This window comes from Marivirga harenae (assembly GCF_030534335.1).
Classification (GTDB): Bacteria; Bacteroidota; Bacteroidia; order Cytophagales; family Cyclobacteriaceae; genus Marivirga; species Marivirga harenae.
In genome coordinates, this window is record NZ_CP130565.1 from 3,938,431 (window position 1) to 3,957,436 (window position 19,006).

The window sequence follows — 19,006 nt, forward strand, 5'->3', positions numbered from 1 at the left end:
CGAATATAAAGGATATATATACCAATAGACAAAAATCTATTGAACAATTCCTAAATATTTATCAAATTATCTATTTTATTAAAAAAAATCATAAGATAATCCTATTACCTTAAGGTTAGTATTAGGAAAAGTAACATTAGTATCTATTTTAATAGAAACTATCGAAATCATATACTTTTGCTTCTTTCTCAATTATTACTACATGTACTCTTTCTTTATTAGGTAATCTATCATCCTGGTAATCTAAAGGGTAATAGATCAAATCATTATTTTCTGAATAGCCTCTATACGGAGTTTGATCATAATCTCTGGAATAACCCGTTTCGGTTGATAAAAGCTTAGTATCAGGATACATTGTACTCCACGTACCCCATGTCGTTTCTGTCAGACTTATAACTTCTAATTTTTCATCTCTCAATTCTCCATTAATGGAAGATGCGGTCATTTGAGACCATAAACTTTCCGTGACTCTATCGTAGGCTATTAAATTGCTATTATATAATAAACCACTGACCCCAAAACTTTTATCGCCTTTCCAACCTATTGCTGTTCCTGTTAGCGGACAGAACGTAATCGTGATGTCTGTATCTTCAACTTTTTGGTTTAACACCTCATGCCAATTCAAAATATTATGGGGATAAGCAAAAGGCTCTCCTTCTTCAATCAATCCAATAACTAGATCATCATTGGCCGGTATTTTTGCTTGGTCGATATTTGGGCCATCATTATTAATTAAATTAAACTTTGGGTTATCAATTGCAGGGATGGCGCCAAAGCCTGTACCTACAAACAAATTAGTAGTAGGAATTGACCATTCTGGATTAGATTTTAAATTCAAACTCACTTCTTGAGCTCCTCTATTATGTAACTCAATACCTGGATAGAAAGCAGCTATTGCAAACCAATAAGATTGGTAGGATAATATTGGTAACAGATATTCTCCTTGGCGTTCACCTTCTACAATTAGACCAAAAACATCATAAAAATTACCTTCTCTATCTTCCATTACTATGGGCAGTCTCCCATTAACAACCTCTAAATCTGGAATATCGCCTGAAGAAAGTTTCTGCTCAAATGACACTATGAAATTTGCAGATGGATTCCCGACAACCACAATATCTTTCCCTCCAATATTATCAAAGATCAATTTACTTGTTACATTCGCAGCAGGTCGTTCCTCTTCAATACTAACCTCTTCTTTACACGATAACACAACCATCAAAAAAACTATGGTCAACAAATAGATATGTAGATTTTTATTCATAATCTCATTTTTAAAAATTAAATCTTCTCTCTCTAGGCTCTTCCTTAGCTCCAATAAACATATTGATTCCAAATCTAAACCGAGCTGAGGTAGTCAATTGGCTGCCATTTAGTTTTCTGAAAACTGGATTTTCATAGGCTAGCATAAATGTTAGGTTATTAGGTAAAAGGATATTTAGACCCAACATATTATATACCCAAATGCCTCCGCTACTTTCAACCAATGCATCGTTAATCCTGTCTTTATTGGTATATTTAATCCTAAACCCAGCCTGTGGAGCCAATAATATGTTATTATTCAAATATATATTATATCCTAAACCCTGATAAAACTGATATTCTGATCCTTGTTGAAAAAATTGTGCTGTTCCCGGTTTTTGATTGTTCAATAAATACTGATAGACCAATAATCCAAAGTAATTTAAATTATCCATGATAATCCTACCATTTTGGTATTGAGCCATCAAGACCCCTCCCCAACCCCCATAACCGGGTTGCAAATCCCATGGCAATAAAATATCAAAATTTTCATCGCGATTTGCATTGTTCCCGGTAGGAAGGACTAATCCTGCACCTATTTGAACATTATGTTTTCCCTGCTGCCAAATGTTGTAATTTGAAGTCAATATTAAATCACCTATTCCTCTGCTTTTGGTTTCCCTGTCAGCATTTATAGTTTTCCTATTTAAATAATGAGTGGAATGATTCAGCATCATTCCAAAAGTTAAATCATTATTTAAAGCCCATGAAACTTGTAGGAAAACCGATGAGTTATAACGGTTATAAGATTCATCATCTAGCACCTCGCTTCCGGAAACGAAATCATTCATTAAATTTCTGTCATAAACCATCTGAACAGATAAACCTGAATCTAAATTTGATAAATTAAGATTATTGGCTAAAGGAGAGCCTCCGGTACAACAATTTTGCCCAATTACGGGGAGGGCTGATAGTAAGAACAAAATAAAAATTAAAGCCTTCATATTGTAATACTAACAATATTCAGGCAAATCGAATGTCAATTTCCTTACATAAGATTGAATTAAAGATGAGAATTCGTTAAGACTTTAAGTATTTTTTGTATTAAACATACCTTAGCATATAGAAAATCAATTCAATTCCTCCTCTGTTTCAGGATTTACAAAAATAAAGCCTCGAGCATCATTTCCTTCGTGAAACCTAACTTCCATTCCAATTATATACATCACATGGCTTTTATCAATATAAACTGGAATGCCCTCTATCTCAAAAATTTTATCTGATTCTTTGGGTTTATCAAAACCCAGCATATAATTCATGCCTGCAGCACTGCAACCTCCTCCGCCTCGAACTCCTACACGCAGTCCATATCCTTCAGGGATATTTTTATTCTGCATGATATTCTTAACTTCATTAACTGCCTCTTCTGAGATTTTAACAGGAACCATAAATATTATTTTTAATTCAAGAACGAATGACATAAAACAAAAGTTTGCTCAATCCCCGTGCTTTTATTTGCTACGAAATTAACTAAATTTGACCATCAACTTCAAAAAACAACTCTATGGAGCCAATTTGGGACTTAATTAAAATCGTTATTCCGGCTGGAATTGTATTATATGCCATGTTTTTGACCATTAAAACGATGCTGCAGAAACAAAATGAAGCAAAAATCATTGAAATAAAAGCCAAAAACAAGGAAATTGTTTTGCCTATCAGGTTACAAGCTTATGAAAGAATGAGCCTTTTCTTAGAAAGAATTTCTCCAGATCAAATCATCAAGCGAGTTCACAAAAATGACATGAATGTAGCAGAGCTTCAATATATGCTACTAAATGAAATTAGAGAAGAATTTAATCACAATTTGTCTCAACAGGTCTACATGAGTGATGAAGCTTGGAAAATAATTAAAAATGCCAAAGAGGAGTTGATTATGGTAGTGAACCAAACTGCTAAAGAATTAGAACCTGAAGCCAAAAGTATCGAATTGGTCAAAAAAATCTATGAAGAATCACTTGAGAAAAAGATTGATAGTATAGAATACGGTCTTAGTTTCCTGAAAAATGAAATTCAACAGGAATTTTGATTTATTGGCTTAAACTCTAATGTTATTATTTTTTCTTAATATCTAATCTTCATTAGTTAACTCCAAGAAAGCATCTATTTTATTATTATCAATGGTTACTGATAAATCGTATAGGGCTATTTTCCAGCCTTCTGGTTTTAAAACCAACACAGCTGTCCCTTTGCATACCCCCATCCAAGTATCCAGTTTTTCATTTATCCAAGCTGTTTTACCATTTTCAGAAAAATAAATATCTCTTTCTGAAGCTGTGAAAGACCAGGCAGATTCTTTTTGAAAATGCTCATCTGCCCATTCAGCCATTTCCTCTCTCGTCCACTTTTCAGTTTTGTCGGTACCTAAATAAATACCATCTTCCGTCATGCTTCCAAAAAACACATCTTCATCGGCTGTAGCCGCAGCTTTGTGCCAATTATCCATAAATTGATTGATGGTTGCAGTGGGAGTCTGAGCTTTTACAGTAAATGGTAGTAAAAGAATGGTTAGAGCAAGGAGCTTCTTCATATACATAGTTGTTGTTAAATTTTATAGACTTATAACTTCACTGTAACAGCAAAAAACGGAATCCCAAAAGGAATAACATCCGCTATTTCCTGATTATAGAAAAAACCTAAATCATAACTGGCAGTTTCCGTCAGATACCTGCCTCCGTAAAAAACAAAGCTTAAGTTATCATCAAATTCAGTAGGAATATAAAAGCCTTCCGATACCACCATCAATTTTTTAGAAATCCTTGCCATACCAGCCAAAGAATAAAATGGATTTAATCTTTCCGCATCACTTATAGCTCCAAAATATACAGTGCCTGTCAAATTCAAATCAGGATCGCCAACGGTAATTCCAGTATTTACAATTGCCCCGCCTGCTCCTTCACCGGCTTCCAATGACGTGCCTGCAAATGCATCCAATCCAAATTTGTAATGGACAGATTTGCCCAATTTACTGGTAAACTGAGGATTTACGTATATCACAGGGACTCTTAGAACCAATGCCCAAAGACTTGTACCTACTCCAACTGAAAAATTGTCGGTAATTCCCCTATGGTAGGTCATAGGGTTATTCCGAATATAATTGCCCCCCTTTTCATAATTGAAGGCACTGGTTCCCAGCATATATCGAACAGGATTGATCTGTTGAAGTCGTTCGTCTTTTAGTTCTTCCCCCGACTTGCTTTCATCCAAAGTTTCTACCTTCTTAATTCTTTCAGTTGGTATCCTTACTGTACCAACGCTTTGTGTTTCTATTTCTAGAAAATCTTTATTTTGACTAATGAAAAAGCCTTTATAAATCTCTCCAGTTTTTGTAAAAACGACTATTTTAGTTCTAGGATTATTCTGACCTTTTTCAATTCTCGGATCTTCTATTTGTGCTAGAGAAACAACATTTGTTAAAAATAGTAGTAAAATGGTAAAGGATAGTTTTTCCATAGGAAACAGCAAAAATGGTTCAAATTATTATAAATTTACCTAACGTTTAAATTGTTAAAAGTATTATGAATAATCCGCACAAAAATAGTCAAATAAAAGCAAACAACATTCGTTTATGGGTTGGTATTATTAGTTTAATAGTTGCATGGGGGCTATTTATTTACAAAGGTCTATTGCAAGATTTATATTTGGTATTATTAGGCGCATTCTCGTTATATACACTATTTGTTTACATCTGGAAGCCGGTTGAACAAAACCGGAAATTAAGGGAAGCTGACGATGAGTAAAAGATTAAACCATAAAAATGCTTTTAGAAGAGCCACCCGTGTTTTAGCAGATAAAAGACTGAGCAATAAGCTGCTCATTGAAGTAAAACAGACTTTAACGAGTCGGGCCAAAGCTTCTGAAAAGATTGGACAATTAAGAAATAAAATCTCAACACTTATTCGATTAGTAAAAGCCTATACTAAAGGGAGTTATAAAAACATTTCTTTCAAAAGCATGATTTATACCGTTGGGGTTTTAATCTATTTCATTACCCCCATGGACATTGTGCCTGACTTCATTCCCGTTTCTGGTTTTATTGATGATGCATCATTAATTCTTTGGCTTTACAATCATTTAGGTTACGAATTGCAACAATTCAAGGCTTGGGAGAGTAAGCAAGAAGAAAAGTAAAATATATGCCTGAAATTAGTACCTCCAAAAAAGTAGAAGCTTTTAAGAAAGCAATTGATTACGCATCTTACAGAAATCTAATAAAATCCCTGCTAGCAGAGAATCAGACAACAGGCGATAATCATTCAGAAGCGATGATAAACTATACTTTTATGAATGATAGGCGTATGGATAGATGGGATAAGAAAATAGATTTGGACGCGGATTTAGTCAACATTATGAAGGGTTTACCTCCTATGAAATGGATGGTCATCACAGAAGCTTGGTGTGGAGATGCTGCACAAAACATTCCCTTTTTGGCTAAATTAGCAAAGGAGAATGAAAATATCGATTTACGATTTATCATGAGAGATGCAAATCTTGAAATCATGGATCAGTATCTTACAAATGGGGCCAGATCAATTCCAATCTTAATTGTAATGGATCAAGATTTTAATGACCTAGCTACATGGGGCCCAAGACCTACTCCTGTTCAAAACATGGTAATAGATGCCAAGAAAAAAACAGATTTAGATCAGACGGCATTTATTGAAAGTATCCATAAATGGTATGCAGTAAATAAAAATCAAACTATAGCTGAAGAGTTTAAGGAAATAATTAAAAAAATTCACTAATGGCAAAAACAGCATTAATTGCAGGCGCAACAGGACTTGTCGGTGGGCACTTGCTAGATTTACTTTTAGAAGATGATAATTATACTGAAGTAAAGGTATTAAGTCGAAGAAGTTTGGGCGGAGATGATGGGAAATTGAAAGAAATCATCATTGAAGATTTCGCTAATCTTGAAAAGGAAGCAAAGCAGTTAAAAGCAGATGATTATTTCTGCTGCTTAGGCACCACTATTAAGAAAGCGGGTAGCAAATCAGCTTTCAAAAAGGTTGATTTTGAATACCCTGTAAGCATAGCAGCAATTGCCAGAGAAAGTAATGCTGACTCTTTTCACCTGATATCTGCAATGGGAGCAGATGCGAAATCGATCATATTTTACAATCAAGTAAAAGGCGAAGTAGAAGAGGCCGTAAAAGCCTTAAAATTAAATAGAGCCTATATTTATAGACCTTCTTTCATAGCTGGAGAAAGAGCAGAAAAGCGCGCTGCAGAAAAAGCGGCCTTATGGTTTGCAGACAAATTTGATTTTATTTTTTCAGGTCCTTTGCAAAAATATTCGGCCGTTCACGCTAAAACAATTGCTAATGCAATGCTAATAACAGCAAAAAACGATACTGATAGCTTTAAAATTATTCCATCTGATCAAATTGAAAAAATAGGTAAGTGATTGCAGTTCTTCAACGTGTTACGGAAGCCTCAGTTAAGATTGAGGAAGAAATTAAAGGTAAAATCAAAGATGGACTAATGATTTTGCTTGGTATTGAAGAGGCCGATAGCGAAGAGGATATTGAATGGCTTAGTCGCAAAATAATAAACATGCGCATATTCAATGATGAAAATGGTGTGATGAATAGAAGTCTACTCGATGTACATGGAGAAATATTGTTAATTAGTCAGTTTACTTTGCATGCCAGCACTAAAAAAGGAAATAGACCTTCCTACATAAAAGCAGCTAAACCAGATATTGCTATTCCATTGTATGAAAAAATGCTTAGCACTTTAGATATGGAAATTCCAATAAAGATTCAGAGTGGTGAATTTGGTGCTGACATGAAAGTGAGTTTAGTGAATGACGGGCCTGTTACTATCATTTTGGATAGTAAGGATAAAAAGTAAAGTCAGGGGCGATTAAGCCCCTCATTTCTCAATCTCCAGGATTCAGGGTTTCCTTACAAGAAATACAACATATTGCTGAGCCACCCTCCCATGGGCATACCAAAAACTCCATTGGATATCCTATTATAAACATTCTGGTACCAGCAGCACCACACCTATTTATTTGAGCGCACGGATCAGATTCCTGTGCTTGGACGCTCTGATTACCATCAAAGAATAACATTGAACTTAACAGTGTAATTACTGCTACTTTAAAGAATCTAGTCATAATATATTAATTTTACCTATTAAAAAAACTTCATTATTAAATTCATATTTGGATTTTGATAAATGAAAGATAAGTTCATCCTTTTCTAAGATTGCGCCCGGTGCTACTAACATATCAGGTAATATAATATCTTGGTACGTCTTCTTCCCCTCATCTATGACATGTAGACAATGCTGATAATTTTGAATTATGTAATCCATTAAATACCCACTATCATAATATAGAGAAGGATCATGCGCAAATTCAGTATTATCTACCGCCTTTGTATAACTGATGAAAAGACGATCTTGAAAACATATTAAAGACTCTATTCGAGAATCAAAAATTGTCTTTATATTTTCAAAATTATCACCATAACTAAAATTTGACTTTATGCTATAGTAGTCGAATTCGAAACTATAGCTTTTATCATATTGAAGTTCCCCATCACTATCCATGGAATAATAATATAAGTTTTTATCATTTCTATATGTTGTCACCAGACGGTTTTCATTTTCTAGATAATCATAGTAGGAAAGGAAAGGTGTATAAAGTTTCGATTCAGTTCTGTAATTACTTTTTTCATGAAATCCTACATCTAATTTATAGGTAGAATCATTTGTGTTGATGATGGTGAGTAATTTTACATTATCATAATACTCTTCTTCTTCAATTGTATAACCAGTCGGTGGTGCCAATAATTGTGTAACGATATAATTAGTCTCACCATTTTTGAATTCAAAAAAACTATTCCCTGGATTATATCTTGTATAAATTCCTTTTTTAGGGTTAGGAATATGTCTATAGATTGTCCAATTGCTATCAAAATAATAAACGCCACCTTCGGAAATGATAATATATCCATTTTCAGCTTCATTAAAGCCAACTGCATTTATTTTACCACTAACCGAATTTTCCCCTGCAATACGATTATCGAAAGTGCTTTTAATATCTCCATTCCTATCAAATATTAAAATCACTTCTTTATTTCTAGCATAGTCTACGGCAATGAAAAGCTCTACTTTTCTATGAAAATCTGCAATTTTTAGATTTCCTTGATAATCAACTTCGAGTGTATCTGTAATATTAACAGCGGCTTTGGGCAATTCACCATAATCCTTTGATTCCTGTTTAGAATCGCAACCGAAAAATAAAGTGGTGAGTACTAATAAAATCGTATATCGCATAAATACTTAGTTGAAAGCCCAATAATAATAATAATAATAGGGGTAAAATAATTGAGGGAAAAATTTCAATTTATTTTCTCAACAACAAAGGCAACAATATCAAATCAGTAAGCAAAGCAAATAACATTGCCAACGACAAGAAGAAGCCAAGATAAAAAGTAGTAGCGAAAGAGGACAAAGTGAATAAAATAAATCCACCAATAATTAGTACCGAAGTAATTAGGATAGCCAAACCTGCAGATTTGAAAGTTTTAATGATTCTCCAGATCGGACTTTTTGCTTTTTGCTTTTTATAAGCCCCCAGAAAATGAATAGTATCGTCAACTGCTATTCCAAATGCAACAACAAAAATAATGGCGGTTGTCAGTTTTAAAGGAACGCCCATAAATCCCATAATTCCTGCAGTGAAGAGCAATGGAATAAAATTAGGAATTAGACTAATCAATAGCATCTTAAATGATTTGAAATAAACTGCCAGCACCATAGCAATCATCAAAACGGCTACTATTAATCCTTTCATTAACTCAATCGAAAGATTTTCATTGCTCTTGTCTATCAAGTAGGTTGTGCCGGTTATTCTAGCACTCAATATATTTTCGTCAACTTCTTTATGTATAAAAGCCTTTAAAGCGTGGTTGCGTTTTTGGGTATCATTTGATCCCCATTCCGGAATAAATCCTGCAAACCGAGCATACTGCCTACTCGAATCCACCAATCCTTCAGCAACTCCTCTACTCAAAAGCTGTCTCCTGATCCCTTTTTGCTTTTCAAACGCTTCTTTTTGTGGGACCTTATAAAACTGATTAGCTCCTCCTTTATCAATCTGATTGGCATATTTTACAAGATCTAAGGGCGAGAGTACTTTTTCAATCCCAAAAGAATCTTTTAAGTAATGATCAATTTTTAATGCCTCTTTTAAAAAAGCATAATTAAAAACACTGGTATTTTCATCAGCAGGCAAAATGGCCATCTCCCAAGGTTTTGATCCTCCAAAAGCTGAATCCAGGTATTGAAAATCATTGCGCACTTGAGAATCTTCTGGCAAGTCTTTGAGCAAATACGCATCTGTTTTCAGTTGTAAAAAACCGTAAACTGATATTAATAATAGAACGGCATATACTGTGATCACAATCTTTCTTGCCCTAATAAGCTGTAAAGCCCATTTTTTATAAGGCAATCTTATACTTTTTCTTTTGTAATTTCTTCGAATTAAAAGTGGCCCAAACAAAAAGTTCACCCCAAAGGCTATCAAAACTCCAATTCCAGCAAAAACGCCTAACTCCTGTATGGGCTGAGTCGGTAATATCAACAAACTGAAAAAACCCAAAGCAGTGGTAATTGAAGTCAATAAAGTTGGAGAGAAAACTTTCTTAATGGAGGATTTTAGTCTTTTAATAAAATCAGTTTTTTCATTTTGTCTGTAAGCATTAACTAAATGAATGGCATCGGAGGTAGACACAAAAAGGATAATGGGTGGAATTAACACGCTGAGAATACTTAATTCCATTCGTAGCATTGCCATGAAACCAAGCAAGTAAACCAGAGAAGAGACACTCATCAATAAGGGTAATAGCATTATATTGAATGAGCGGTAAATCAGCAAAAGGAGGATAATGGTTACAGCGATTCCTAATCCCAGGAAAATAGTGAAGTCGGACCGTATGTGATCAATAAAGCTCTGCTGAGCCACTAATTTACCCACCATACGATAATTTTCTATATTGGATTGTGCTAGAGATGTTTTTAAAGTTTCAAAGAAAACTAGCTCGTTATTTGGGGTTTTAAAATGCTCGTGATTAATCTGAAAAATCAACGCCCCAGCATCATTGGAGACAAAATTACTGTAAAGTGGGTGACTCATAATCCTTGCGCTATCTCCCTTTAGTCTTGTAGCATCTTCACTATGTACTAGTGGGACTGCAGTGATTCCATAAGGCGATTTGATCAAGAGTTTCAATTGAAATATTGACTGTGTTTCCGTTATCCCCTTTATAGAATCCAATTCACTTTGCCAGGCTTGCACTTTCTGTAAGAACTCACTTTCAAATACAGAGGGGCCATTTTCGATTGCTAGCAGTAAGTAATCATTATCATAGCCAAATTTATTGACATGATACTCAAAAAATACCTTATCCTCATTATCATCGGCAAAGAACTTCTCAAACTCAAAAGCTACGGATAGTTTTGGGAATTGCGAGACAAAAAACGCTATGCTAATCAACCAAACGGCATATAGCATAAAGCGAAATTCTCGGTCTTTAAAATTGCTGTAAAACTTTTTGGCTAGTTCTTTCAAGGACAAAATAGACTTCTAAAATATAAAGGTAAATAAACGTAGAAAAAGACAACTTTGGATTGCAAGAATTTTACGGTTTTCTATTTTCGACAGTATGTGTAGCTAAAATTCTTCTTGCTTCTAACTTCACTAATGGCTCCTTCCGCATATCCCATATCACTTTTCTAGCCTTTTTTCCAGCATCTTCTAAATCAATTATTGGACTTGGATAATCTTTTCCTAACTCAAAATTCAATTCCTTCTGCTCAATAAAATTCAATTTCCATGGTTCATGAATGAAAGCTATTGGAATGTTTTTTAACTCTGGCACCCACATTTTTATAAAATCACCGTTGGGATCATGCTCTATTGATTGCTTGACAGGATTATACATTCGGATGGTATTAATTCCGGTTACACCAGCTTGCATTTGAAATTGAGGGTAATGGATTCCGGGTTCAAAGTCTAAAAACTGCCTACCTAAATGTAGGGAACCTCTCTTCCAAGGTTGCCATAAATGATAAACTAGAAATGACACCAGCATAGCTCGCATTCTGAAATTGAGATAGCCCGTTTCGGTTACACACCTCATGCAAGCATCTACCAAAGGAAAACCCGTCTCTCCTTTCTCCCATGCTTCATATAAGATGTCATTTTCATTCTGACGAATGCTGTCATATCCTCTATTAATATTTTCACTCTCATATCTCATTTCCATTTCAAATTTCTGTATAAAATGGCAATGCCAGCGTAGTCGAGAGGCGAAATTATTTAAAGCGCTTTTATTTCCCTTTTCCTTTGCACTTCTCATAGATTGATAGACAGATCGCATACTGATATTTCCATAAGCCAAGTAAGGAGACAAGCGACTGCAGGATTTACGAGCTTCAGTGGGCTTACTTATGCTTTTATTGTAAGTTTTATGCCTTTCTTTTAAGAAGCTACTTAAATATTGATATGCTTTAGAACTTCCCCCTGTTTGCACGATCTCTTTTTCCCGGTGAATCCCTAATTCACTTACCTTTTCAATAACTTTTATTCCTCCAAACTCTTGGCTTTCAACTGGTTTTAAAGCCGATAGATCGACTTCCAGAATAGCTTGAGACATAAATTCATACCAAGACTTTGACCAATCTGTCCGATTCTTTCGACCTCTCTGCAAGCCAAACTGCTGAAATTCTAACCATTCTATATTCTTGCTTTTACAAAATGAATTAACAGCCTTATCTCTTTCATAAGTGATTTGAAGTCCAGTTTCTTCATGGGATAATAAATACTTGATTTCATATTTTTCTTGAATAGATTTCAATAAATCAATCACTTCAGAATGTGCTTGAAGCAAGTGTAAACTATATTTCACTAGTTCATTCTGAATTTCTGCTAAGGATTCACTAATGAAATTCCAATGGCGATTACTATAATTGGGAGCAGACAATAAACTGGGTTCCCAGGCATAAAAAATTAGAGTAGGCAAACCGATTTCAGCAGCTTTCTGCAATGGAGCGTGGTCCTCCAACCTTAAATCTCTTTTTAGCCAGACTAGGGTAATCGGTTTTTTCATTTCAAACAGGATTGTAATCAGTTGAACAGAAAACCTGTATAAAGTCCCATTGTTTGAAATGAATTTTTAGCTATAAAAAAAACCGATTCGATGAATTCTCCATCAAATCGGTTTTACTTAAATCTATTTAATTAAAACTATATCACTTTCGTAAAAAGTCTCTTAAGACATACTGTAGAATACCTTTATTCTTATAATATTCTACTTCAATTTTAGAATCTAATCTAGCCAACACCTCAAATTTCACTTCTTTTCCGTCAGACTTTTCTGCTACTGCAGAAAGCTTTTTAGAAGGTGATAAGCCTTTGCTAATTCCGGAAACTGAAATTTTCTCTGAACCATCTAATCCTAAAGACTCGGCAGATTCTCCATCTGAATACTGTAAAGGCAAAACACCCATACCCACTAAATTACTTCGGTGAATACGCTCATAGCTTTCTGCAATGACTGCTTTTATACCCAAGAGATAAGTACCTTTTGCTGCCCAGTCTCTGGAAGATCCACTACCATATTCTTTTCCACCTAAAACCACTAATGGGATATTATCTTCTTTGTATTTCTCAGCGGCATCGAATACTGTCATTTCTTCACCGCTTGGGATATGCTTAGTATAACCCCCTTCTTTTTCTGCCAACTGATTTTTAATTCGGACATTAGCAAAAGTTCCACGAGTCATGATTTCATCATTACCTCTACGAGAACCATAGGAGTTAAAATCTTTCTTTTCTACCCCTCTCCCCTTCAAATATTTACCAGCCGGACTATCTTCTGCAAAAGCACCAGCTGGAGAAATATGGTCTGTGGTTATAGAATCGCCCAATTTTAATAAGACATGCGCCTTTTTAATATCTTCGAAATCTTCAGCCTCTTCGCTGATATCTTTAAAGAATGGTGCTTCCTTAATGTACGTAGACTTATCATCCCATTCATAATCTTCAGATTCGGGCGCTTTCATGCTTCTCCACTGTTCGTTGCCGTCAAAAATCTCACCATAGTTCTTTTTATAAGAATCCGGTGACAGCACTTTTCTCATCACTTCAAATATTTCATCTTGGGATGGCCATAAATCTTTCAAGTACACTGGCTCACCATTAGCATCGTAGCTCAGTGCATCATTGTTTAAGTCAATGTCTACCCTACCTGCGATGGCATAAGCCACTACCAGCATTGGGGACATTAAGAAATTCATTTTCACGTCAGGGTGTACTCTGGCTTCAAAATTTCTATTCCCTGAAAGTACCGAGGAAACCACTAAATCATTTTCTTTTACAGCTTTGGCAATATGCGGTGGTAAAGGACCTGAATTACCAATACAAGAAGTACATCCATATCCCACAACGTGGAATTTCAGTGCTTCTAAGTCATCTAATAATTCGGCTGCTCTTAAATAATCGGTTACCACTTTCGAACCTGGAGCTAAACTGGTTTTGACCCAAGGCTTAACATCAACACCTCTTTGAATAGCTTTTTGTGCTACTAAACCTGCACCTAACATCACGCTTGGATTCGAAGTATTAGTGCAACTTGTAATAGCGGCAATTACAATTGAACCATCACTTAAGCTAAATTCATCATTGTGCGTTTTAATCTTTACCGTTTTCAAGCCGTTGCTATCGCCTTCCTCTATGGCTACGTCATCACCGACCTCAGCAGTTTGTTGTACAGGTTGAGAGCCTCCTTCAGCATACCACCTGCTTACAGGACGTTCGTACATGCCTAGGTATTCTCTTCCGTGTTCTTCCTTCAGCAAGTCTTTGAATTTGTCTTCAAACTCTCGAACCAAAATCTTATCCTGCGGTCTTTTTGGACCAGAAACTGTAGGCTCAACTGTGCTTAAATCCAATTCTAGTACTGTGGAGTAATTAATTTTATCTTCGTTTTCTCTCCAAAGCATATTGGATTTCGCATATTTCTCTACCAAATCAATTTGCTCTTCCGAACGATTGGTTTTCTCCATGTAGGATAAGGTTTGATCATCGATTGGGAAATAGGTAACCGTACAACCAAACTCAGGAGACATATTGGAAATAGTGGCTCTATCCGGAATCGTTAGATTATCCAAGCCAGGACCAAAGACCTCCACAAATTTACCCACTACACCATGATTTCTTAATAAATGGGTGATAGTCAGTACCAAATCTGTTGCAGTGGTCCCTAAAGGCATATCTCCATTCAACCTTAATCCTATTACCTCAGGCATAATAAAGTTAATAGGCTGTCCAAGAATAGCAGCTTCAGCCTCAATTCCGCCAACTCCCCAACCTACAACTCCGATGCCGTTCACCATAGGTGTGTGTGAGTCAGTACCTACCAAAGTATCAGGAAAAACATACCCATCTCTTTCAATGGCACCTTTTGCTAAATATTCTAAATTCACCTGATGGCATATCCCCATGCCGGGAGGCACAACAGAGAAATTATCAAAGGCATTTTGTGCCCACTTCAAGAATTGGTATCGCTCCCCATTTCTCTCATATTCCTTATCCACATTCTTTGCATAGGAATAATTAGTACCGAAATAATCGACCTGGACGGAGTGGTCAATTACCAAATCAACAGGGATTAAAGGATTAATTTTTTTCGGATCTTTTCCTTTTCTTACGGCCTCAGCCCTCAATGAAGCAATATCCACCACTGCAGGCACACCCGTAAAATCTTGCATTAATACTCTAGCTGGTTTGTAAGGAATATCTTTATCAGAAGCCTCAGGCTTCCAATTGAGAAGCGTCTCTACATTCTCCTTTGTTATCGCAAAATCATCAAAATTTCGAACTGCATTTTCCAATAAAATTCTGATTGAAAAAGGCAATTTATCAACATCATGGCCCTGTTTCTGTAATTCTTCCAGACTATAATATTTCAGTTTTCCTTTTTTGCTATCTAGCTCTTTTACAATTTTGTACGGATCTTTATGCATGGTGAAAAGTTTTAGTTTCAGTTAGTTCGTTAAAATAAAAAAAGGAGACCATTTTTATCAATGACCTCCTATATTATACCTCATTTATTCAAAATTGTTACTCTAAGCTGATAACCAGATCATCCTGCTGCACCATATCACCTGCTTTTAAATGAACCTCTTTCACTACTCCTGCTCTCGGTGGCGTAATTGAAGACTCCATTTTCATGGCCTCGATTACGAACAAAGCAGTGTTTTCTGTCACCTCATCACCCGGCTTCACTTTGATGGAGGCCAATTTTCCTTGCAATGGTGCACCTACTTCATTTTCGCTTGAAATTTTTCGATTGGTAACTTTATCTACTTTGGCATTATTATCCTTAATTTTCACCCTTCTAGTTTGCCCGTTCAATTCAAAAGCAACCGTTCTTAATGCCTCCTCATTAGGCTCAGAGATGTAAAGTAATTTGATGATGATCGTTTTACCTTCAGAAATTTCCACCAAGATTTCTTCTCCGTTTTTCATCCCGTAGAAGAACGCTAAAGTTGGGATATATCCCACCTCACCAAATTGCTGCTGATGCTTGTAGAAATCTTCATATACTTTCGGATAAAGCAAATAAGCTAACAAATCTGATTCATCGTCATGACCGTCAAATTTCTTTTTAAAAGCTTCCATTTCCTTACTGAAATCTATCGGTTCCAAATGTTTATTCGGCTTGTCAGTAAATGCCTTTTCCCCTTTTAAAATAATCTTGCTTAATTCTTGAGGAAATCCTCCCACTGGCTGACCTAATTCACCACGGAATAAATCCACAACAGAATCAGGAAAAGAAAGTGTATGACCTTTTTCAAAAATATCATTTGGCGTTAAATTATTGGAGGTCATAAATAGCGCCATATCTCCCACAACTTTAGAAGAAGGCGTTACTTTTACCAAATCTCCAAACATCTTATTGACCAAGGCATAGTTCTTTTTAACGGTCTCAAACTTATCTCCTAAGCCCAATGCATTTGCCTGTGGACGTAAGTTTGAATACTGTCCGCCTGGGATCTCATTATCATAAATCTCAGCAGTTCCTGCTTTCAATCCAGATTCAAAAGGATAATAGAATTCTCTCACATATTCCCAGTAAGTAGAATAATCGTTTAAAGAATTGATATTTAATTTCTGCTCCCGTTCATGACCTTGCATATAGCTGGCTACTGAATTGAAATTGGGTTGTGATGTCAATCCCGACATACTTCCCATCGCCACATCCACCACGTCTACGCCAGCTTCTATTGCTTTCAAGTAAGTAGCAGACTGAACTGATGAAGTATCATGCGTATGTAAATGAATCGGCAAATTGATCTCTGATTTCAATGCTCCGATTAATTCTGCTGCAGCATAAGGTTTTAATAAGCCTGCCATATCTTTTATAGCAATAATATGAGCTCCTTCGCTCTCTAATTGTTTTGCAAAATCTACGTAATAGTCAAGCGTATACTTCTTTTGCTCAGGATCAAGAATATCCCCCGTATAGCAGATGGCTGCCTCAGCGATTGAATTTGTTCTTTCTCTCACGGTCTTGATGCTGACTTTCATCGCTTCTAGCCAGTTCAAAGAATCGAATATTCTAAAAACATCTATTCCTGTTTCTGCGGATTTCTCAATGAATTTCTCAATTAGATTATCGGGATAAGCTTTATAACCAACTGCATTTGACCCTCGAAGCAACATTTGCAAAAGGATATTAGGCATCGCTCTTCTGAACTTTGCTAATCTTTCCCACGGATTCTCATGTAAAAAGCGCATGCAAACATCAAAAGTAGCACCGCCCCAAACTTCCATAGAAAATATCTCAGGATTGTTTTTAGCATAGCCCTCTGCTACTTTCATCATATCAATTCCTCGCATTCTGGTGGCCAATAATGATTGGTGTGCATCTCTGAAAGTGGTATCTGTATAGTGAATCGCTTTTTCATTTTTCAGCCATTCAGCAAACTTCTCTGGGCCCAGTTCAGTCAGGATGTTTTTTGTTCCTTTAGGATAGGTTCCATACTTATCATAATCAGGGACAACTGGATGCCGGAAAGTTTTGTTCTCTTCCTTCACCTTCACATCTGGATGTCCATTAACGCTTACATCCGCTAAAAAACGTAGTGTTTTGGTACCCCTATCAAATTTTTGAGTGATTTTGAATAAGTCAGGATGCTCATCTATAAATTTAACCGTACATTCTCCATTGTAGAAAGTAGGGTGCGAAATCACGTTTTCTAAGAAACCAATATTAGTTTTAACCCCTCTAATCCTAAATTCTCTTAATGCTCTATGCAATCTTTGTGCAGCACCCCTTAAGGTTCTACCATGAGAGGAAACTTTAACCAACATAGAATCAAAGAATGGCGATATATTTACTCCGGCATAAGAACTACCTTCATCTATTCTAATTCCAAATCCACCTGCATTTCGATAAGCTATAATGGTACCATAGTCGGGTTTAAAACCATTTTCTGGATCTTCAGTCGTAATTCTGCACTGAATAGCAAAACCATTGGCTTTTACATCTTCTTGACTTTTGATAAAAATTCTCGGATCGTCTAAAGCATGTCCCTTCGCAATTAATATCTGCGAACGCACTATATCTACTCCTGTAATTTCTTCCGTAATGGTGTGTTCTACCTGAATTCTTGGGTTCACTTCAATAAAGTAGATATTCTCCTCTTTGTCCACCAAAAACTCAACAGTCCCCACATTATTATAATTAACTTGTCGGGTGATGGCTAAAGCATATTCATAAAGTTTATTCCGAGTTTCTTCAGATAAGTTTGCGGAAGGCGCAACTTCCACTACCTTCTGGAATCTTCTCTGAACAGAACAATCACGCTCGAATAAATGGACAATATTTCCATAGTTATCACCCATGATTTGCACCTCAATGTGCTTTGGGTGGTCTATGTATTTCTCAAGAAAAATGGTATCATCTCCGAAGGCATTGCCCGCTTCACTTTTGGAATCGACAAAGGCAGACTTTAGCTGATCTTCATTTTGAACAACTCGCATTCCACGACCACCTCCACCTGCAGCCGCTTTAACCATGATTGGATAACCAATTCTTTTAGCCTCACCAACAGCCGTAGCTGTGTCAACCAAATCGATTTTACTATCCTCTATAATAGGCACATTGGCTTTTACCGCAATATCTTTGGCTCTAACTTTATCACCTAAAGCATTCATGACTTCTGGCTCAGGCCCAACGAAAATGATGCCTTCCTCCTTACATCTTCTAGCTAAGTTCACATTTTCAGAAAGGAACCCATATCCTGGATGAATAGCATCTACTCCCTTGTGTTTCGCCAGACTAATAATTTCTTCTATATCCAAATAAGGTTTTAAAGGATCATCCTCTTTCCCAATTTGATAGGCCTCATCTGATTTATATCTATGCAAAGAATATCGGTCTTCATAGGTGTAAACCGCTACCGTCCGAATTCGAAGTTCCGAAGCAGCACGGAGCACCCGAATAGCAATTTCACCTCTATTCGCTACTAATAATTTATTGATTTCAAAAAGTTTCGTTGTCATATTGATATCTTGTATAGTCTGTAGTTTAGCTTTTTTATTAAGGATGCTGAATTTAAAAAGGGATTCTGAGAAAGGGAAGGAAAACCAGGAGAAATTGGATTTTTAAGTTGAAATAGA

Annotated in this window: 17 protein-coding genes; 6 read left to right on the forward strand and 11 right to left on the reverse strand. The window is 36.0% G+C overall.

Annotated features, from left to right (window positions below):
* Nucleotides 1-148: 148 nt before the first annotated feature.
* From Q3Y49_RS16830 to Q3Y49_RS16840, 3 genes are all read right to left on the reverse strand, one after another.
* Nucleotides 149-1,264 (reverse strand): DUF3179 domain-containing (seleno)protein, encoded by a 1,116-nt coding sequence (locus Q3Y49_RS16830; protein WP_303269787.1) that lies wholly within the window; start codon nucleotides 1,262-1,264, stop codon nucleotides 149-151.
* A gap of 10 nt (nucleotides 1,265-1,274) precedes the next feature.
* Complete coding sequence (locus Q3Y49_RS16835; protein ID WP_303269788.1) at nucleotides 1,275-2,246, reverse strand: hypothetical protein; 972 nt, start codon at nucleotides 2,244-2,246, stop codon at nucleotides 1,275-1,277.
* A gap of 126 nt (nucleotides 2,247-2,372) precedes the next feature.
* Nucleotides 2,373-2,690 carry a HesB/IscA family protein gene (locus Q3Y49_RS16840; RefSeq protein WP_303269790.1) on the reverse strand — a complete coding sequence of 106 codons (318 nt, stop codon included), beginning with the start codon at nucleotides 2,688-2,690 and terminating at the stop codon, nucleotides 2,373-2,375.
* Between the two features lie 116 nt (nucleotides 2,691-2,806).
* On the opposite strand from Q3Y49_RS16840, the gene Q3Y49_RS16845 reads away from it, so the two are divergent.
* A complete protein-coding gene (locus Q3Y49_RS16845) occupies nucleotides 2,807-3,328 on the forward strand; it encodes a DUF7935 family protein (protein ID WP_303269792.1) in 522 nt (173 codons plus the stop codon).
* Between the two features lie 42 nt (nucleotides 3,329-3,370).
* Here the strand turns inward: Q3Y49_RS16845 and Q3Y49_RS16850 are convergent, their stop codons facing one another.
* Nucleotides 3,371-3,829 (reverse strand): nuclear transport factor 2 family protein, encoded by a 459-nt coding sequence (locus tag Q3Y49_RS16850; protein WP_303269794.1) that lies wholly within the window; start codon nucleotides 3,827-3,829, stop codon nucleotides 3,371-3,373.
* Between the two features lie 29 nt (nucleotides 3,830-3,858).
* Entirely contained in the window at nucleotides 3,859-4,752 is an 894-nt protein-coding gene (locus Q3Y49_RS16855) for a hypothetical protein (protein WP_303269795.1), read from the reverse strand.
* A 65-nt stretch (nucleotides 4,753-4,817) separates the two neighbouring features.
* Here Q3Y49_RS16855 and Q3Y49_RS16860 point away from each other — a divergent pair, with 65 nt between their 5' ends.
* Genes Q3Y49_RS16860 through dtd form a run of 5 tightly spaced genes read left to right on the forward strand, consistent with a single transcriptional unit; the run spans nucleotide 4,818 to nucleotide 7,155 of the window.
* A complete protein-coding gene (locus Q3Y49_RS16860; protein WP_303269797.1) occupies nucleotides 4,818-5,039 on the forward strand; it encodes a hypothetical protein in 222 nt (73 codons plus the stop codon).
* Nucleotides 5,032-5,430, forward strand: coding sequence for a YkvA family protein (locus tag Q3Y49_RS16865; protein WP_303269799.1), 399 nt, complete (start codon nucleotides 5,032-5,034; stop codon nucleotides 5,428-5,430). Before Q3Y49_RS16860 ends, Q3Y49_RS16865 begins: the two co-directional genes overlap by 8 nt.
* Nucleotides 5,431-5,435: 5 nt before the next feature.
* A complete protein-coding gene (locus Q3Y49_RS16870) occupies nucleotides 5,436-6,044 on the forward strand; it encodes a thioredoxin family protein (protein ID WP_303269801.1) in 609 nt (202 codons plus the stop codon).
* Nucleotides 6,044-6,706 carry an NAD-dependent epimerase/dehydratase family protein gene (locus tag Q3Y49_RS16875; protein WP_303269803.1) on the forward strand — a complete coding sequence of 221 codons (663 nt, stop codon included), beginning with the start codon at nucleotides 6,044-6,046 and terminating at the stop codon, nucleotides 6,704-6,706. Before Q3Y49_RS16870 ends, Q3Y49_RS16875 begins: the two co-directional genes overlap by 1 nt.
* Nucleotides 6,703-7,155: a D-aminoacyl-tRNA deacylase gene (dtd, locus tag Q3Y49_RS16880; protein ID WP_303269804.1), complete on the forward strand. Its 453-nt coding sequence runs from the start codon at nucleotides 6,703-6,705 to the stop codon at nucleotides 7,153-7,155. Before Q3Y49_RS16875 ends, dtd begins: the two co-directional genes overlap by 4 nt.
* 28 nt (nucleotides 7,156-7,183) lie before the next feature.
* On the opposite strand, the gene Q3Y49_RS16885 is transcribed toward dtd, so the two are convergent.
* From Q3Y49_RS16885 to Q3Y49_RS16910, 6 genes are all read right to left on the reverse strand, one after another.
* Nucleotides 7,184-7,423 carry a hypothetical protein gene (locus Q3Y49_RS16885; RefSeq protein ID WP_303269807.1) on the reverse strand — a complete coding sequence of 80 codons (240 nt, stop codon included), beginning with the start codon at nucleotides 7,421-7,423 and terminating at the stop codon, nucleotides 7,184-7,186.
* Nucleotides 7,420-8,589, reverse strand: a complete 1,170-nt coding sequence (locus Q3Y49_RS16890; RefSeq protein WP_303269808.1) for a hypothetical protein — start codon at nucleotides 8,587-8,589, stop codon at nucleotides 7,420-7,422. Before Q3Y49_RS16890 ends, Q3Y49_RS16885 begins: the two co-directional genes overlap by 4 nt.
* A gap of 70 nt (nucleotides 8,590-8,659) precedes the next feature.
* On the reverse strand, nucleotides 8,660-10,891 hold the full coding sequence (locus Q3Y49_RS16895; protein WP_303269809.1) for an efflux RND transporter permease subunit: 2,232 nt from the start codon (nucleotides 10,889-10,891) through the stop codon (nucleotides 8,660-8,662).
* 64 nt (nucleotides 10,892-10,955) lie between these two features.
* Complete coding sequence (locus tag Q3Y49_RS16900) at nucleotides 10,956-12,425, reverse strand: cryptochrome/deoxyribodipyrimidine photo-lyase family protein (protein WP_303269810.1); 1,470 nt, start codon at nucleotides 12,423-12,425, stop codon at nucleotides 10,956-10,958.
* Nucleotides 12,426-12,567: 142 nt separating this feature from the next.
* A complete protein-coding gene (gene acnA / locus Q3Y49_RS16905; RefSeq protein WP_303269811.1) occupies nucleotides 12,568-15,342 on the reverse strand; it encodes an aconitate hydratase AcnA in 2,775 nt (924 codons plus the stop codon).
* A 97-nt stretch (nucleotides 15,343-15,439) separates the two neighbouring features.
* Nucleotides 15,440-18,889: a pyruvate carboxylase gene (locus tag Q3Y49_RS16910; RefSeq protein WP_303269812.1), complete on the reverse strand. Its 3,450-nt coding sequence runs from the start codon at nucleotides 18,887-18,889 to the stop codon at nucleotides 15,440-15,442.
* Nucleotides 18,890-19,006: the final 117 nt, after the last annotated feature.

Bases quoted from the DNA above. Each gene is read 5' to 3' on its own strand.
- Q3Y49_RS16865 (WP_303269799.1), top strand. From the start codon at position 5,032: ATGAGTAAAAGATTAAACCATAAAAATGCTTTTAGAAGAGCCACCCGT.
- Q3Y49_RS16850 (WP_303269794.1), bottom strand. From the start codon at position 3,829: ATGAAGAAGCTCCTTGCTCTAACCATTCTTTTACTACCATTTACTGTA.
- Q3Y49_RS16890 (WP_303269808.1), bottom strand. From the start codon at position 8,589: ATGCGATATACGATTTTATTAGTACTCACCACTTTATTTTTCGGTTGC.
- Q3Y49_RS16860 (WP_303269797.1), top strand. From the start codon at position 4,818: ATGAATAATCCGCACAAAAATAGTCAAATAAAAGCAAACAACATTCGT.
- Q3Y49_RS16835 (WP_303269788.1), bottom strand. From the start codon at position 2,246: ATGAAGGCTTTAATTTTTATTTTGTTCTTACTATCAGCCCTCCCCGTA.
- Q3Y49_RS16855 (WP_303269795.1), bottom strand. From the start codon at position 4,752: ATGGAAAAACTATCCTTTACCATTTTACTACTATTTTTAACAAATGTT.
- Q3Y49_RS16840 (WP_303269790.1), bottom strand. From the start codon at position 2,690: ATGGTTCCTGTTAAAATCTCAGAAGAGGCAGTTAATGAAGTTAAGAAT.
- Q3Y49_RS16910 (WP_303269812.1), bottom strand. From the start codon at position 18,889: ATGACAACGAAACTTTTTGAAATCAATAAATTATTAGTAGCGAATAGA.
- Q3Y49_RS16845 (WP_303269792.1), top strand. From the start codon at position 2,807: ATGGAGCCAATTTGGGACTTAATTAAAATCGTTATTCCGGCTGGAATT.
- Q3Y49_RS16830 (WP_303269787.1), bottom strand. From the start codon at position 1,264: ATGAATAAAAATCTACATATCTATTTGTTGACCATAGTTTTTTTGATG.
- Q3Y49_RS16870 (WP_303269801.1), top strand. From the start codon at position 5,436: ATGCCTGAAATTAGTACCTCCAAAAAAGTAGAAGCTTTTAAGAAAGCA.
- Q3Y49_RS16900 (WP_303269810.1), bottom strand. From the start codon at position 12,425: ATGAAAAAACCGATTACCCTAGTCTGGCTAAAAAGAGATTTAAGGTTG.
- acnA (WP_303269811.1), bottom strand. From the start codon at position 15,342: ATGCATAAAGATCCGTACAAAATTGTAAAAGAGCTAGATAGCAAAAAA.
- Q3Y49_RS16875 (WP_303269803.1), top strand. From the start codon at position 6,044: ATGGCAAAAACAGCATTAATTGCAGGCGCAACAGGACTTGTCGGTGGG.
- Q3Y49_RS16885 (WP_303269807.1), bottom strand. From the start codon at position 7,423: ATGACTAGATTCTTTAAAGTAGCAGTAATTACACTGTTAAGTTCAATG.